We start from the raw sequence: 14,847 nt of genomic DNA, 5'->3' as shown, positions 1-14,847 counted from the left end.
GGGGCACCGGTGAACGACCGACAGTACGACCCGTACGCGGGCGGCGATCCGTACGCGGGCGGCGACCCGTACGCGGGCGAGTACGCGGCTGATCAGTACCAGGTCGTCGGGTACGACGAGTATGGGCAGCCGGTGTATCAGCAGGTGCCTCACGCTGCGCAGCAGCAGCAGCAACAACGGCAGCAAGAGCAACAGCCCCAGGGTTACGGGTACGACCCGTACGCGACAGGGCAGCAGGCTCCCGTGCCTTCGTACGACTCTTCGTACGACTCCGGTTCGTACGGCACGTACGACCAGCAGCAGGCGTACCAGCAGACCCAGCAGCAGGCCGTCCACCAGACGCAGACCGGCTGGATCCCGCAGCAGTCGCGGCAGGCGGAGCCCCAGCCGGAGCCTGAGCCGCAACCGATGCCGGAACCCGAGCCTCGGCGTGCGCCGGATCGCGATCCCGCGTACGAGACCCAGCAGTTCTCCTTCATCGAGGAGCCGGACGAAGAGTCCGAAGACGTCATCGACTGGCTGAAGTTCACCGAGAGCCGCACCGAGCGGCGCGAGGAGGCCAAGCGGCGCGGGCGGTCCCGGGTCGTCGCCCTCGTCGTGGTGCTCGCGCTCGTGATCGCGGGCGGTGTCGGCTATCTCTGGTACGCGGGCAAGCTGCCCGGTCTCTCGGACGACGCGTCCGGTGACGGCGCCGCGGCGGCAGGCCCGCAGAACCGTGACGTGATCGTCGTCCACCTGCACAACACCAAGGGCGGCGGCACCTCGACCGCGCTCCTGGTGAACAACACCACCACCGAGCGCGGCACCACCGTCCTGCTGCCCAACTCCCTCTCCGTGACGGACGACGAGGGCGCGGGGACGACGCTCGGCAAATCGGTCGACGACGACGGTTCGACCGGCACCCGCGAGGCGATCGACAGCCTCCTCGGCACCCAGGTCGAGGGCACCTGGCGCCTCGACACCCCGTACCTGAACAACCTCGTCGAACTGGTCGGCAACATCGACATCGACACGGACGCGAACGTGCCGGACCCCAAGGCCAAGAAGGGCCAGGCGCCCCTCGTGAAGAAGGGCGAGCAGCAGACCCTGAGCGGCCCGATGGCCGTCGCGTACGCCACCTACCGCGCGTCCGGCGAGACCGAGACCGCGCAGCTGGACCGGTTCGGGCAGGTCATGCAGGGCGTCCTGCGCAAGTTGTCCTCCGACCCGCAGGCCGCGACGACCACCGTCCAGTCGCTCGCCCAGATCCTGGACCCGTCCCTCGAGGAGAAGGACCTCGGCGCCTTCCTCGCCAAGCTCGCCGACCGTGCGAAGGGCGGCGACTACTCCACGCGGCTGCTCCCGGTGCAGCAGGACGGGACGCTCTCGGAGAAGGCCGGCGCGAGCGTCGTCAAGGACGTCCTGGGCGGCGCGGTCAAGAACCCGGACAAGGACGCGTCCGTACGGGTCGGCGTGAAGAACGCGTCCGGCAGCAAGGGCGCGGGCCAGGAAGCGCGGATCTCGCTGGTCAACGGCGGCTACACCTTCGTGGACGGCGGCGCGGGTTCGACGGCCCAGGCGTCTTCGCAGGTCACGTACGCCGAGGCGGACAAGAAGACGCAGGCAACCGAGGTCGCCAAGACCCTCGGCCTGCCGGACAGCGCCGTCAGCAAGGGCAGGACCGCGCCGAACGCGGATGTGTCGGTCGTCCTCGGCCGGGACTACGACGCGGGATGACGGCAGCGGCCCCGGCCGGGCACTCTGCCCGGCCGGGGTGACGCAGCAGACAGGGCCGTCGCGTCATCGGCGGGAGGTCTCTCGGCGGTCCGTGAGACCCTTGGGGTGTCTTGACCACCTGAAGGAAAGCTCACTGTGACCGCCACGGACCGCTCCATCGAGCTCATCAAGGTCGCCGCTCAGTCGGCCGCCGACAAGCTCGCGCACGACATCATCGCGTACGACGTCAGCGACGTGCTGTCGATCACGGACGCGTTCCTGCTCGCCTCCGCGCCCAACGACCGCCAGGTCAAGTCGATCGTCGACGAGATCGAGGAGCGGCTCAACAAGGACCTCGGCGTCAAGCCGGTGCGCCGCGAGGGCGACCGCGAAGCCCGCTGGGTCCTCCTGGACTACGTGGACATCGTGGTGCACGTCCAGCACAGCGAGGAGCGTGTCTTCTACGCCCTCGAGCGCCTGTGGAAGGACTGCCCCGAGATCGAGCTCCCCGCGGACGCCGTCGCGACCCGCGGCAAGGCCGCCGAGCACGCCGAGCAGCGCGCGGCGGAGGAGGCTGCCGACCTGGACGGTGAGCTTCGGTGACCAACCGCGGCTGCCGGATCATCCTGTGGCGGCACGGCCAGACGGCCTGGAATCTGGAGCGCCGCTTCCAGGGCTCCACGGACATCGAGCTGACCGACACCGGAGTCTCGCAGGCCAGGCGCGCCGCCCGGCTGCTCGCCTCGCTGAAGCCGGACGCCATCGTGGCGTCCGATCTGAATCGGGCGGCCGCCACGGCGAGCGAGCTCGCGGCCCTCACCGGCCTTCCCGTCACGTACGAGCAGGGCCTCCAGGAGACGTACGCCGGTGAGTGGCAGGGCCTGACGCACGACGAGATCATCGCGCGCTTCGGCGACCAGTACGCCGCGTGGAAGCGTGGCGAATCGGTGCGCCGCGGTGGCGGCGAGCTGGAGACCGAGGTCGCCGACCGTGCCGCGCCGATCGTGCTGCGCCATGCCGAGAAGCTGCCGGAGGACGGCACGCTCGTGGTGGTCAGCCACGGCGGCACGATCCGTACCACCATCGGCCGCCTCCTCGGCCTGGAGTCCCACCACTGGGAGGGCCTCGGCGGGCTCTCCAACTGCTGCTGGTCCGTGCTCGGCCAGGGCGCGCGGGGCTGGCGCCTGCTCGAGCACAACGCCGGCACGCTGCCGGAGCCGGTGCTCGGCGACGACGACTAGCCCTGCGCCGGGGCGGGTGCGGGGGTGGGTGCCAGAGCCGCTGGTCACAGGGCCCGGGAGGGCCCGTCACCCGGATTTCACATTCCGGCTCGTCGCAGGCTAAAGTTCTTCTTGTTCGCCCGCTGAGCGGGAAGAACGCAAGGGGCTATAGCTCAGTTGGTAGAGCGCCTGCATGGCATGCAGGAGGTCAGGAGTTCAATTCTCCTTAGCTCCACAATCCGGATCCCGTCCTCGTCAGAGGGCGGGATCCTTGCGTTCCCGGGGGCCCTTCCGTTCCTTCCCCTTCCGGCGGTCTGAGCGCACGCAGCTCGGCCGCCCGGCGGCGGCTCTCCTCGTCGTCCGGGGTGTACGCGACGATCCTGCACTCCGGCATGCCGTTGATGGACAGCGAGACCGACGTCATCCGCAGCTCGCCGACCGCCTCGTGCCGGAACGTCTTCACGCGCGGACCCGGCGGCGCCACATCGCCGCTCTCCCACAGCTCGGCGAAGTGCGCGCTCGCGGCCGACAGGCGGCGTATGAACTCCTCCCAGGCGGGCTCGCCCACATGCCGTCCGTACGAACTGCGCAGCGTCGCCACCATCACCGGCAGCTCCTCGTCGCGGAAGACCAGCGGGCAGACGGGATCGGGCGCGATGAACAGCGTCCACAGCACGTTCGGCACCCCGAAGGCCTCCAGCTGCGGGACGAAGAACAGGTCCCGGTAGGCGGGGTTGGTGGCGAGGATGTCGTACCGCTCGTTGTAGACCACCGCCGGGTGCGGGTCGAGCGCGTCGATGATGCCCTGGATCTCCGGACCGACGGCCGCGGGGGACGCGGCCCTGCGGTCGGGCTCGTACGGCACCTCGGCCAGGTGGTACAGGTGCTCCCGCTCCGCCTTGTCGAGCCGGAGCGTGCGCGCCACGGCGTCGAGGACGTGCCCCGAAGCGTTGATCGGGCGGCCCTGCTCCAGCCACGTGTACCAGGTGACGCCGACTCCGGAGAGCTGGGCGACCTCCTCGCGGCGCAGCCCTGGCGTGCGGCGGCGCAGGCCCGGCGGCATCCCCACGTCGGCCGGTGTCACCCGAGCCCTGCGGCCGCGCAGGAAGGCGGCGAGCTCCGGCCTGCGTCGCTGAGTGGTCCCCATCGTCGTCACGTCCCCCATCGTCCGTCCTCGCCACGGGCCTTGCCAGGTGCTGCCAGTACCAGCATCGGTGGGCTCTCGTTACCCGTACCAACTCGCCGCCACGCTCGGTGCCATGACAACGACCACCCCGTCCACCACCCCGCCCGGCGCGGCGGATCCCGTTGGTCCGAACCCCCCTGATCCGGACCCTGCATCCAGTAAAGCCCCCGGCACTGACAATCGCCCCGGGCGGCTGCTCGCCGTCGTCATCGCCGCGCAGTTCATGGCGCTGCTCGACGTCTTCATCGTCAATGTCGCGGCGCCCACCATCCGCACCGAACTGGGCGCGTCGGGCGCCGGGTTGCAGCTGGTGATCGCCGGCTACACCATCACGTACGCCGTGCTCCTGATCACCGGTGCGCGGCTCGGTGACCGTCTCGGACACCGTCGCGTCTACCTCGTGGGCCTCGCGGTCTTCACTGTCGCCTCGCTGGCCTGTGGACTCAGCAGGGGCACGGGCGAGTTGATCGCCTTCCGGCTGCTGCAGGGCGCGGGCTCCGCCTTGCTCATCCCGCAGGTGCTCAGCCTGATCCAGCGCCACTTCACCGGCGAGGCGCGGACGAGGGCGCTCGGGGCGTACTCGGCCGTGCTCGCCGTCGGGGCCGCCGCGGGGCAGGTGCTCGGCGGGGTCCTGGTCAGCGCCGACCTCTTCGGCACGGGATGGCGTCCGGTCTTCCTGGTGAACGTGCCGGTCGGCGTGGTCCTGCTGATCACGGCGGGGCGTGTGCTGCCGCGTGACGTCGTCAGGGAGCAGGGGGAGGCGCCGCGGGCGCGTGGGCTCGATCTGCCGGGGCTCGTGCTCCTCGGCGCCGCCGTCTCGCTGTTCACCGTGCCGCTGGTGCTCGGCCAGGAGGAGGGCTGGCCGCTGTGGTCCTGGCTCTCGATGGGCTCGGCCGCGGTGATCTTCGCCGTCTTCTGCGCGTACGAGGCCCGGCTCGCCCGCGGCGGCGGTGCGCCGCTGATCGCGCCGAGGGTCCTGCGCAGCCCCGGCATGGGCCTCGCGGTCTTCCGGATCGCCGCGGCGATGGGGGTCAACGTGGGCTTCCTGTTCGTGCTCACCCTGCACATCCAGGGTGGGCTCGGCTACAGCGCGCTGCGGGCGGGTCTGACGTTCGCGCCGACCGCGGTGGTCTTCGGGGCGGTCGGCCTGACGTGGCGCCACTGGCCCGCGCCGCTCCAACGGGCACTGATCCCGGGTGGGTTCGCGCTCACCTCGGTCTCTGCGGTCGCCATGGGGTTGCTGCTGCGGGACGGCGGGGAGGGCGGACCGTGGCTGTATGCGGCCTTCGTGGGGATCGGCGCGGGTCTCTCCCTGGGGTTCAGCCCGACGCTGACCCTGGCACTCTCCACGGTGCGGCCGAAGGACGCGGCGGACGCCAGTGGTCTCCTCTCGACGGTCGCTCAGCTCGGCCAGCTGATCGGCGTCGCGTGTTACGGCGCACTTTTCCTCAACCGGCTTGAGTCACAAGGGGTTCCGGGGGCGTATTCATCGGCGGACGCGCTGTTGGTGTGCGCGTATGCCCTGGCCGGGGCGGCCGCGCTGGGTGCCGTGTCCGGACTGGTACGACTGCGTCGCTGACCGGGCCGCTCGGGCCGTGGCAGAATCGGACAGCCGGAAGGGGACCGCGCCAGACCACCGAATGTGACCCGACGGGAGGGAGAGCGATGCCTGCGAGCATCCTCGACGGGGCCGAGCGCCCCGTCGCAGTGGCCGCGCCGCGACGCGCTGCCTCTCCCTTCGCGGCGATCGCCCTCCTCATCTGTCCGTCCTGCGGTTCGTCCCACGTCGCCCAAGTCCTGGGTGACAACGGCGGTGTCTCGTACGTGTGCACGGCCTGCGGCCACAGCTGGAGCTGATTGATGGGTGCACACAGGCGGAAGTGCGACTGGTGCGGCAGTGGTACGCCGATCGTCCGCGACATGGAACCCGTCAACCCGGACTACCAGTACTGGTGCGAGGAGTGCGCGCGGGCGCTGATCATAAAGGGCGACCCCATCGAGACGTACCGCGAACTCGAAGGGGAGCCGATCTACGGCCGGCTGCTCGACGAACACTGCACGCTCAAGCGCTTCTATTCATTCGCCACGGCCTGATCCCGCTCGATCACGCGAGGCCCCGCCTGATCCTGCCTGATCCTCGAGCGGGTCCGGCGGCCGACTCCTTGCAGCAGGAACGCGAAAGCGGCCCCTACGTAGAGGGCGGACAACGTCATCTCGCCATAATTCTGGCCTAGTTCGAGCCGCCCCACACCGTGCGGAACCCACCACAGGGCGTACGAACAGAAGACGAGGACCAACGCTCCGGTGGCCGCCCACCGGGCCCGGCCGCCCCGGCCCACCGACTCCGTCCACACCAGCAAGGCCATCGGCACGCACCACACCCAGTGGTGCGACCACGACACCGGGCTGACCAGGAGCGCCGTCACCGCGCAGCTGACCGCCGCCCTGGCGCGCTCCCCGCGCAGCGCAGCGCCCACCGCGACCGCGAGCCCGAGCGCGCCTGCCGCCGCCGCGGCCACCGCCCACCAGATGCCGGGCTCCTCGGTGTGCAGGAGGCGCGAGAGGACCCCGCGCAGTGACTGGTTCGCGGTGTCCTCGGGGAGCCCGACGCGGCTCGCCTCGAAGACCATCCGGGTCCAGAAGCGCCGGGAGTCGTACGGCAGGAGGGCGGCCGCGAGCAGTGTCGCGCCGGTGAACGAGACGGCCGCCACGCACGCGTGGCGGACGGGCGGGCGCCACTGCCCGCGCCGCACGGCCTGCGCGGCGCCGGTGAGTAGCAGGAACACCGCGAAGAGCGCGGGAGTGAGCTTGATCGCGGCCGCGATACCGATGCCGAGGCCCGTCCAGCGGTGGGTGGGGTGCCGGGACAGATCCCACAGGACCAGGACGGCGAGCAGCAGATTGATCTGGCCGTACCGCAGGGTCGTCCACACCGGCTCGGCCCAGACCGCGAGCGCGGACACCCACAGGGCGGTCTCCAGACGCGGGGCGGCCGCCACGCGCGCGTGCCCGATGTTGGGCGGGGGGCCGATGAGACGGATGGCGAGGTACGTGAAGATCACCAGGAGGAGCAGGTTCCCCAGCGTCGCCAGCGCCCGCATGTCCGCCGTGTCCAGGAGCGTCAGCGGCGTGAACAGCAGGGCGGCGAACGGCGGGTAGGTGGTGGGCAGATGGGCCTCGGTGGTGCGCAGCGCGTAGAGGTCGCCGCCCGCGCGCACGGTCTCGCCCTCGGCGCGGTAGACCATCAAGTCGATCATCGAGACGTCCAGGGCGCGCTGCGCGAGCCAGAAGGCCGTGAAGGAGAGCAGGCATGCCCCTGCGGCGAGGGGCACGCGGTGGCGGGCGCCGACAAGCGCGATCACGGTCACGAAGGCTGACAGTACCGGCCGTATCCGTACAGACCGGAAACGATTTGGTGGAGCACGGGGAGGACCGCTAATGTTTACGAGGTCGCCGGGGGAACCGGGCGGACAAGCAAGGGGCTATAGCTCAGTTGGTAGAGCGCCTGCATGGCATGCAGGAGGTCAGGAGTTCAATTCTCCTTAGCTCCACAGCAGATGAGAGCGGGCCACCCGGATCGGGTGGCCCGCTTTCGTGTGTCCGGCCTCTACGGGCTGGTCACTGCCGTCCGTACGGGCTGGTCACTGCCGTCCGCTGCCGAGCGCCCTGCGGCCACGGCTTCTGCCCGGCGGCAGGGCGAGCGGCAGAGCCGTGCGCGGCGAGGGGAGGGACGGGTCCTCCTCGATGCGCAGGGCGAGCGCCGGGCAGCGGCGTACGGCACGTTCGGCACGCGCTTCGGAGTACCGCGGTACGGAGGCTTCCGCCACACCGGGGAAGCCGTCGGGGCCCAGCTGGATCAGCTCGGGGACGATGTCCGCGCAGAGCCCGTGGCCCTGGCAGAGCGTCCAGTCGACGGCCAGCCTGCGACCGCTGGGCGCCTCGGCCTGCGGGGTTTCCGCCTGGAGGGGCAGGACGCCCTGCACGGGGCGGCCGCAGCCGCCGCCCAGGACGTGCGCGGCGAGGTCGTCGGTGAACGCCGAGATCGTGGACTCGATGAACGCCGCCGTGCCGTCGGGGTGCTTGCAGGCACCGCGCCGCTTCACGGCCCGCGTCACCTCGCGCAGCGCCTCCAGGGCGGTGGGACCGCCGCCGTCCAGGACGTCCGCGAGGCCGCGGGCCGCCGCGGGCAGGCCCAGATAGCAGGGGCCGCACTGACCCGCGCTCTCGGACGCCAGCCAGTTCGCCACCAGCAGCGCCTCCCCGAGCGGACAGGTGCCGGCGCCGATCGGCAGGATCGCGCCCGCGCCGAGGGCGCCGCCGCAGGCCTCCAGGGAGGCGCGTGAGACGACCGCGTCATGAGCGGTGACCGCGTCGAGCCACTTGCCGTGATAGCCGCCCGTCAGGACGCCCTGGGGGAGCGGCGGGGCGCCGGCCAGCTGCAGGACGTACCGCAAGGGCACTCCCGTGGGGACCTCGACCACCATGGGCCTCGCGACGGCTCCGGAGACGGTGAGCAGGACCGTGCCCGGCTCCTCCCGCAGGCCGGTGCGGCCGTATCGGTCGGGGCCGATCCGGGCGGCGACGGCGAGTTGGGCGAAGGTCTCCGCGTTGGACAGCAGCGTGGGCGCGCCGCCCACTCCGGAGTCGGAGGTTCGCACCTTGCGCCCCGGGGGCATGGGCGGGCCGCCGTCCGCGGAACGCACCAGGGCGGAGGATTCACCCGTCACCATGCGCACCGGATTGCGCTGCACGCGCGCGCGGATGGTCGATCCGCGCCGGTTGGTCAGGCCGCGCTCGGCGAGCGCCGCGAGCATCGAGGACTCGGTGGAGTCCCGGGTCACGCCCACGATGAGCGTGCGCGCTCCGAGGGCCTCGGCGGCAAGGAGAGCGCCGTCGAGGATGAGGTGCGGGGCGCGGTTGATCAGGACGGTGTCCTTGCGGCAGGCGGGTTCGTCCTCGCTGCCGTTGATGACCACCACGGGGCGCACCCCGCGACGTATCGCCGCGTCGGCGACCGAGCGCAGCTTCCGGGCGAAGGGGAAGCCGGCGCCGCCCCTGCCGCGCAGCGAGATGGCCTCGGAGAGGGTGGCGAGGGACTCGCCCGCCATGGGCTCGAGCGGGCCGTGCACCTTCAGGTGCATCGCCAGATCGAGGCGCTCGACCAGATCGAAGCCCGAGGTCAGGAGCGGAAGCCCGACGACGCGGACTTCGGGGACGTCGGGCAGCGACGCGTTCACTTGGGGCCTCCGGTGGCGGCGTTCCAGGGCTCGCCCGAACTCGGCGCCTGGAAGGTGTGGGGCAGCGGTTCAGTGGCGGGGCCGTTGTCGTACGGGGCCTGGTACGGGGCCTCGTACGGGGGGTCGGGGGCCGCGCCGTAGGGCGGTGGGTCGTACGCGGTGTCGTACAGGGTGGTGTCGTACGGGATGTGGGGCGCCTCGGCCGGGGGCGGCGGGGAGGGCGCCGGCCAGCGGGGCGGCGGGGGATCGGTGCTGGACACGACCTCTGTGGGCAGGTTGGTGGAGGCGAGGACGCGGTAGGCCGCCGCGATGCCGACCACCGGGGTGGGGTCGGACTCGGGTTCGGGGGCACGGCCGGGAGCGGCGGCCGTGCCGGGGAGCGGGGACTCGGTGGTGTCCCTGCGGACGGGCTCTCTGTTGCGGGCCCTGCTCTCGGGTTCGAGGAGGGCCAGGATCCGGGCGGCCACCTTCCGCTTGAGCGGGAGCGGGGAAGCGCGCAGCGCGACCGCGCCCGCGACGGCGACCAGACAGAGGCAGTACAGGGTGGTCACCCACGGACTCGGCGGGCGTCCCGCGTACAGGCCGTGGATCAGCGCCGAACACCAGGCCGGGTAGGCGAGCATGTGCAGCGCGCGCCAGCGGGACGCCACCTGGGCCGGTGAGGCGAAGGCGCTGCGCAGGGCTCCGGTGACGCCTGTGACGACCATGAGGAGCCCGGCGAGCGACCCGAGGCCGATGAGCCCGTCGGTTCCGGAGAAGCCGAGCCCGAAGGGGATGAGGGCGCCGACCGGCGACACGTGGTCGAGCGTGAGCTTGACGGTGACGTGGAGCAGGAGGAACCCGATGGAGGCGACGGCGGTGGCCCGGTGCACGGCCTGGGCGAGCAGTCGCTGACGGGAGTGCAGGAAGAGCCGGTCGGTGGCGACCAGGCCCCAGACGACGGCTGCGGTCAGGGAGACCAGGGACAGCACGCCGGTGGTGAAGTCGAGTGCGGCGCGGAAGGCGTCGCTCCCGACTATCACGAGCAGGGGTATCAGCAGGAGTGCGGCGGTGGTCAGTACTCCGCGCGTGCTTCTGCTCGGTTCGGGGAAGGCTGCGAACGAAGTGTTCCTGCGGTTGGTGCGGCCCGCGCCGCTCGCGCGGCTTGCGCGGCTCGGGCGGCTTTTGCGATGCGGATTCAGAGGGTTCATGGGGGCGACTCCGAAATGGCTCGATCGCCGCATGCTAAGTGGCCGCATACCAGTGAGTACGAGGTTTGAGTTATTGCGTTGTTATCCAAACGCGATGCGATCTTGGTGTTGCCCCGTTAGTGGTCGGTACGCGGAGTAACCCTTGGCCAAAGGTTGGGTTCCGGACCGCCGTGCGCCTCCGGTCGGTGCGGGTGTCGCGGCGTGGAACCTCGTCGCGGGCCGCACGGGCGCTGCGGTACCCTGACGCCATGCGTGCCGTACGCCTTCTGCTTAGCGGGCCGCGCTGATCAGTCCCGACCGCCGGAAAATCGCGGTCGGCATCGGCGCGGCGTCCCCTCCTGTGTGAGGGGCTTTTTCATTTGGCCAGGACGGTCATTTCCGCAGGCAGAGACGATCGATGGAGCTTTGAGGATCATGAGCGAGACGAATTCTGCTGCCGCCTCCGAGGTGGCCGCACCGCACCGCTACACGGCCGCCCTGGCCGCCGAGATCGAGGCACGCTGGCAGGACTTCTGGGACGCCGACGGCACGTACGAGGCGCCCAACCCGAGTGGTGACCTGGCGGCGAAGGGTGAAGCCCAGGCCGCGCTGGTCGCCAAGCCCAAGAAGTTCATCATGGACATGTTCCCGTACCCCTCCGGAGCGGGCCTGCACGTCGGCCATCCGCTGGGGTACATCGCCACGGACGTCTTCGCCCGCTTCCAGCGGATGAACGGCCACAACGTCCTGCACACCCTGGGCTTCGACGCGTTCGGCCTGCCCGCCGAGCAGTACGCCGTGCAGACGGGCACCCACCCGCGGGCCTCCACCGAGGCCAACATGGAGAACATGAAGGCGCAGCTGCGCGGTCTGGGCCTGGGCCACGACAAGCGACGCTCCTTCGCGACGATCGACCCGGACTACTACAAGTGGACCCAGTGGATCTTCGTACAGATCTTCAACTCCTGGTACGACGACGAGGCGAAGAAGGCGCGTCCGATCGCCGACCTGGTCGCGCAGTTCGACAGCGGTGAGCGCCCCGTACCGGGCACCACGCGCGCGTGGAGCGAACTGGACGCCGCGGAGCGCGCCGAGGTCCTGGGCGCGTACCGCCTGGCGTACGCCTCCGACGCGCCCGTCAACTGGTGTCCCGGCCTGGGCACCGTCCTGGCGAACGAGGAGGTCACCGCCGACGGACGCTCCGAGCGCGGCAACTTCCCCGTATTCAAGGCCAAGCTGCGCCAGTGGAACATGCGCATCACCGCCTACGCGGACCGCCTGCTGGACGACCTGGACGGCCTGGACTGGCCCGAGGCCATCAAGCTGCAGCAGCGCAACTGGATCGGCCGCTCCGAAGGCGCCCGCGTCGCCTTCCCCGTCGGCACCGAGGACGGCGACGCGATCACCGTCTTCACCACCCGCCAGGACACGCTGTTCGGCGCCACCTACATGGTTCTGGCGCCCGAGCACGAGCTGGTCGACAAGGTCGTCCCCGACGCCTGGCCCGAGGGCACCCACGAGACGTGGACCGGCGGGCACGCCACGCCGGCCGAGGCCGTCGCCAAGTACCGCGCGTTCGCCGCCTCCAAGTCCGACGTGGAGCGCCAGGCCGACGCCAAGGAGAAGACCGGTGTCTTCACCGGTGTCTACGCCACCAACCCGGTCAGCGGCGAGCAGGTCCCCGTCTTCATCGCCGACTACGTACTGATGGGCTACGGCACCGGCGCGATCATGGCCGTCCCGGCGCACGACAGCCGCGACTTCGCCTTCGCCCGTGCCTTTCACCTGCCGATGCACTGCGTGGTCGAGCCCTCGGACGGCCGCGGCACCGACACGGCGACCTGGGACGACGCCTTCTCCTCCTACGAGGCGAAGCTGATCAACTCCACGAACACGGAGATCTCCCTGGACGGCCTGGACGTCGCGGGCGCCAAGGCACGGATCACCGGCTGGCTGGCCACCCGCGGCATCGGCGAGGGCACCGTCAACTTCCGCCTGCGCGACTGGCTGTTCAGCCGCCAGCGCTACTGGGGCGAGCCCTTCCCGATCGTCTACGACGAGGACGGCATCGCCCACTCGCTGCCCGAGTCGATGCTGCCCCTGGAGCTGCCGGAGGTCGACGACTACTCCCCGCGCACCTTCGACCCGGATGACGCGGACACCTCTCCGGAGACGCCGCTGTCCCGCAACGAGGACTGGGTCAACGTCACCCTGGACCTGGGCGACGGGCCCAAGAAGTACCGCCGCGAGACCAACACGATGCCCAACTGGGCCGGTTCGTGCTGGTACGAGCTGCGTTACCTGGACCCGCACAACGACCAGCAGCTGGTCGACCCGGAAGTCGAGCAGTACTGGATGGGCCCGCGCGAAGGACAGCCGACCGGCGGCGTCGACCTGTACGTGGGCGGCGCCGAGCACGCGGTGCTGCACCTGCTGTACGCCCGCTTCTGGTCGAAGGTGCTGTTCGACCTGGGGCACATCTCGTCCGCCGAGCCGTTCCACAAGCTGTTCAACCAGGGCATGATCCAGGCCTACGTGTACCGCGACAGCCGTGGCTTCCCGGTCCAGGCCACCGAGGTCGAGGAGCGCGACGGCAAGTACTTCTTCGAGGGCGAGCCGGTCAAGCGCGAGCTGGGCAAGATGGGCAAGTCCCTGAAGAACGCGGTCACTCCGGACGAGATCTGCGAGGAGTACGGCGCCGACACCCTGCGCCTGTACGAGATGGCGATGGGCCCGCTGGACGTCTCGCGCCCGTGGGACACGCGTGCGGTGGTCGGCCAGTACCGCCTGCTGCAGCGCATGTGGCGTCTGATCGTCGACGAGTCGACCGGCGAGGTCACGGTCGCCGACGCCGCGGAGTCCGAGATCGCCGAGGGCACGCTGCGCGCCCTGCACAAGGCGATCGACGGTGTGCGCCAGGACCTGGACGGCATGCGGTTCAACACCGCCATCGCCAAGATCACCGAGCTGAACAACTACCTGACCAAGGAGGGCGGCACGCTGCCGCGCTCGGTCGCCGAGCGCCTGGTGCTGATGATCGCTCCGCTGGCCCCGCACGTCGGTGAGGAGCTGTGGCGCAAGCTGGGCCACACCGACTCGGTCGTCCACCAGGACTTCCCCGTGGCCGACCCGGCGTACGTCGTGGACGAGACCGTGACCTGCGTCGTGCAGATCAAGGGCAAGGTCAGGGCGCGCCTTGAGGTCTCCCCGTCGATCTCGGACGAGGAGCTGGAGAAGGTGGCCATGGGTGACGAGAGGGTGCTGGCGGCGCTGGACGGCGCCGGGATCCGCAAGGTCATCGTGCGGGCGCCGAAGCTGGTGAACATCGTTCCGGCCTGAGACCGGGCGCAGGCAGTGTGAGGGGGCATGAGGGTAGTCCCCTACGGGCAGGTTGGGGGTTCCGTTGGAACCCTCGGCCTGCCCTTTGCGTTTACCGTTGAAGAGTCGGTGCGGAACCCGCCGCAGGACCTGGGAGGAGCGTCATGGAAGCCATGGGCGTGATCGTGGCGCTGCTGGTACTGCTGTTCGTGATCTTCGGTGCGTACATGACCGTGAAGGCGGTCGGTGCCGCCAAGCGTGGCGTGGACCGCACGATCTCGCAGGCGCGCCGGTCGGTGGAGGACACGACGCTCCGGGCGAAGAGCTTCGCGCAGGTGGGCGCGGCCGGTGAACTGGCCCAGCTGCGGCTCAAGTTGCGTACGTCGATGCGGGCCACGCAGGACGCCCTGCAGGCGGGCGTGGTCGAAGACGCCTCGCTGAAGGAGTCCCTGGGGCTCTTCGAGCGGCTGAGCGCGCACGGGCACGAGCTGGACGACGAGCTGCGGCGCCTCGAGCGGGACCCCGACAGGACGACCCTGGCCGCGCGGCTCCCGGCGCTGCGGGAGCGTACGGCGCAGATCACCAAGTCGGCGGACTCGCTGCGGTGGGCGGTGCGCGACCGGTCGCAGCGGTTCGCGGGCGACGACCTGGACTCCCTGAGCTCGCAGATCGACCTGGAGACCGGCGCGCTGCGGCACTGGACGAAGGAGCCCTCGCCCACGCAGACTCCCGCCGCGTGGCCCGAGCCCGAGCCGGCGGCTGACGCGGGCAAGGGCGCCGAGCAGACGTGGACGGAGCCTTCGGGGCGGCCGGGGCGGCCGGAGCAGCCGGAGCGGGCGCGGCAGTCGAAGCCGTCCGCGTCGGCGGAGGAGTCGGCGCGGCCCGCCATCACGCCGCCGACGCCGCGGCCCGTCTATTCCTGGGAGAAGCAGACCAGGCCGGAGAGCACGACGTGACCGCGCGGGTGACGTGGCACGGCCGGGGGTGCGGCTGGCAGACTGCCGCCTCAGGGGTCGGGCTGC

General features: G+C 70.9%; 12 protein-coding genes and 2 tRNA genes. 10 read left to right on the top strand and 4 right to left on the bottom strand.

Features of this window, described 5'->3' with window-relative positions; all coding sequences use genetic code 11:
* The first annotated feature begins 9 nt into the window (after positions 1-9).
* The 4 genes from ABXJ52_RS12375 to ABXJ52_RS12360 all read left to right on the top strand — a co-directional run bounded on the left by ABXJ52_RS12375 (position 10) and on the right by ABXJ52_RS12360 (position 3,150).
* Positions 10-1,716 carry an LCP family protein gene (locus ABXJ52_RS12375; RefSeq protein WP_367041827.1) on the top strand — a complete coding sequence of 569 codons (1,707 nt, stop codon included), beginning with the start codon at positions 10-12 and terminating at the stop codon, positions 1,714-1,716.
* A 135-nt stretch (positions 1,717-1,851) separates the two neighbouring features.
* Complete coding sequence (gene rsfS / locus ABXJ52_RS12370; RefSeq protein ID WP_190080469.1) at positions 1,852-2,298, top strand: ribosome silencing factor; 447 nt, start codon at positions 1,852-1,854, stop codon at positions 2,296-2,298.
* Entirely contained in the window at positions 2,295-2,936 is a 642-nt protein-coding gene (locus ABXJ52_RS12365; RefSeq protein WP_367041824.1) for a histidine phosphatase family protein, read from the top strand. Before rsfS ends, ABXJ52_RS12365 begins: the two co-directional genes overlap by 4 nt.
* A 141-nt stretch (positions 2,937-3,077) precedes the next feature.
* A tRNA-Ala gene (locus ABXJ52_RS12360) sits at positions 3,078-3,150 on the top strand.
* On the opposite strand, the gene ABXJ52_RS12355 is transcribed toward ABXJ52_RS12360, so the two are convergent.
* Positions 3,142-4,080: a helix-turn-helix transcriptional regulator gene (locus tag ABXJ52_RS12355; RefSeq protein WP_367041823.1), complete on the bottom strand. Its 939-nt coding sequence runs from the start codon at positions 4,078-4,080 to the stop codon at positions 3,142-3,144. The genes ABXJ52_RS12360 and ABXJ52_RS12355 overlap by 9 nt on opposite strands.
* 94 nt (positions 4,081-4,174) lie before the next feature.
* Between ABXJ52_RS12355 and ABXJ52_RS12350 the strand changes: the two genes are divergently transcribed.
* From ABXJ52_RS12350 to ABXJ52_RS12340, 3 genes are all read left to right on the top strand, one after another.
* Positions 4,175-5,680: an MFS transporter gene (locus ABXJ52_RS12350; RefSeq protein WP_367041821.1), complete on the top strand. Its 1,506-nt coding sequence runs from the start codon at positions 4,175-4,177 to the stop codon at positions 5,678-5,680.
* A gap of 86 nt (positions 5,681-5,766) precedes the next feature.
* Positions 5,767-5,958 carry a hypothetical protein gene (locus ABXJ52_RS12345; RefSeq protein ID WP_367041820.1) on the top strand — a complete coding sequence of 64 codons (192 nt, stop codon included), beginning with the start codon at positions 5,767-5,769 and terminating at the stop codon, positions 5,956-5,958.
* 3 nt (positions 5,959-5,961) lie between these two features.
* The gene (locus tag ABXJ52_RS12340) at positions 5,962-6,195 is read left to right on the top strand and encodes a hypothetical protein (protein ID WP_016643127.1); all 234 of its coding nucleotides are present in this window, start codon (positions 5,962-5,964) and stop codon (positions 6,193-6,195) included.
* Here ABXJ52_RS12340 and ABXJ52_RS12335 read toward each other — a convergent pair.
* Positions 6,174-7,469 (bottom strand): glycosyltransferase 87 family protein, encoded by a 1,296-nt coding sequence (locus ABXJ52_RS12335; RefSeq protein WP_367041818.1) that lies wholly within the window; start codon positions 7,467-7,469, stop codon positions 6,174-6,176. The genes ABXJ52_RS12340 and ABXJ52_RS12335 overlap by 22 nt on opposite strands.
* 110 nt (positions 7,470-7,579) lie before the next feature.
* On the opposite strand from ABXJ52_RS12335, the gene ABXJ52_RS12330 reads away from it, so the two are divergent.
* Positions 7,580-7,652 (top strand) — tRNA-Ala (locus ABXJ52_RS12330).
* Between the two features lie 90 nt (positions 7,653-7,742).
* Here ABXJ52_RS12330 and ABXJ52_RS12325 read toward each other — a convergent pair.
* Together ABXJ52_RS12325 and ABXJ52_RS12320 are read right to left on the bottom strand one after the other, a co-directional pair.
* Positions 7,743-9,338 (bottom strand): NADH-ubiquinone oxidoreductase-F iron-sulfur binding region domain-containing protein, encoded by a 1,596-nt coding sequence (locus ABXJ52_RS12325; RefSeq protein WP_367041816.1) that lies wholly within the window; start codon positions 9,336-9,338, stop codon positions 7,743-7,745.
* Complete coding sequence (locus tag ABXJ52_RS12320) at positions 9,335-10,528, bottom strand: hypothetical protein (RefSeq protein ID WP_367041815.1); 1,194 nt, start codon at positions 10,526-10,528, stop codon at positions 9,335-9,337. The genes ABXJ52_RS12325 and ABXJ52_RS12320 overlap by 4 nt, the downstream gene beginning before the upstream one ends.
* A 414-nt stretch (positions 10,529-10,942) precedes the next feature.
* On the opposite strand from ABXJ52_RS12320, the gene leuS reads away from it, so the two are divergent.
* Positions 10,943-13,846 carry a leucine--tRNA ligase gene (gene leuS / locus ABXJ52_RS12315; RefSeq protein ID WP_367041813.1) on the top strand — a complete coding sequence of 968 codons (2,904 nt, stop codon included), beginning with the start codon at positions 10,943-10,945 and terminating at the stop codon, positions 13,844-13,846.
* Between the two features lie 143 nt (positions 13,847-13,989).
* Positions 13,990-14,781, top strand: a complete 792-nt coding sequence (locus tag ABXJ52_RS12310; protein ID WP_367041811.1) for a hypothetical protein — start codon at positions 13,990-13,992, stop codon at positions 14,779-14,781.
* Positions 14,782-14,847 lie beyond the last annotated feature (66 nt).

The sequence above is a fragment of the Streptomyces sp. Je 1-332 genome, from assembly GCF_040730185.1.
GTDB lineage: Bacteria > Actinomycetota > Actinomycetes > Streptomycetales > Streptomycetaceae > Streptomyces.
The sequence above is the reverse complement of the archived record's forward strand: the minus strand, read 5'-3'. Positions and strand labels throughout refer to the sequence as shown.

Excerpts from the sequence above, each read along its gene's own strand:
- ABXJ52_RS12355 (WP_367041823.1), bottom strand. The coding sequence starts at position 4,080 with ATGGGGGACGTGACGACGATGGGGACCACTCAGCGACGCAGGCCGGAG.
- ABXJ52_RS12350 (WP_367041821.1), top strand. The coding sequence starts at position 4,175 with ATGACAACGACCACCCCGTCCACCACCCCGCCCGGCGCGGCGGATCCC.
- ABXJ52_RS12345 (WP_367041820.1), top strand. The coding sequence starts at position 5,767 with ATGCCTGCGAGCATCCTCGACGGGGCCGAGCGCCCCGTCGCAGTGGCC.
- ABXJ52_RS12340 (WP_016643127.1), top strand. The coding sequence starts at position 5,962 with ATGGGTGCACACAGGCGGAAGTGCGACTGGTGCGGCAGTGGTACGCCG.
- ABXJ52_RS12320 (WP_367041815.1), bottom strand. The coding sequence starts at position 10,528 with ATGAACCCTCTGAATCCGCATCGCAAAAGCCGCCCGAGCCGCGCAAGC.
- leuS (WP_367041813.1), top strand. The coding sequence starts at position 10,943 with ATGAGCGAGACGAATTCTGCTGCCGCCTCCGAGGTGGCCGCACCGCAC.
- ABXJ52_RS12310 (WP_367041811.1), top strand. The coding sequence starts at position 13,990 with ATGGAAGCCATGGGCGTGATCGTGGCGCTGCTGGTACTGCTGTTCGTG.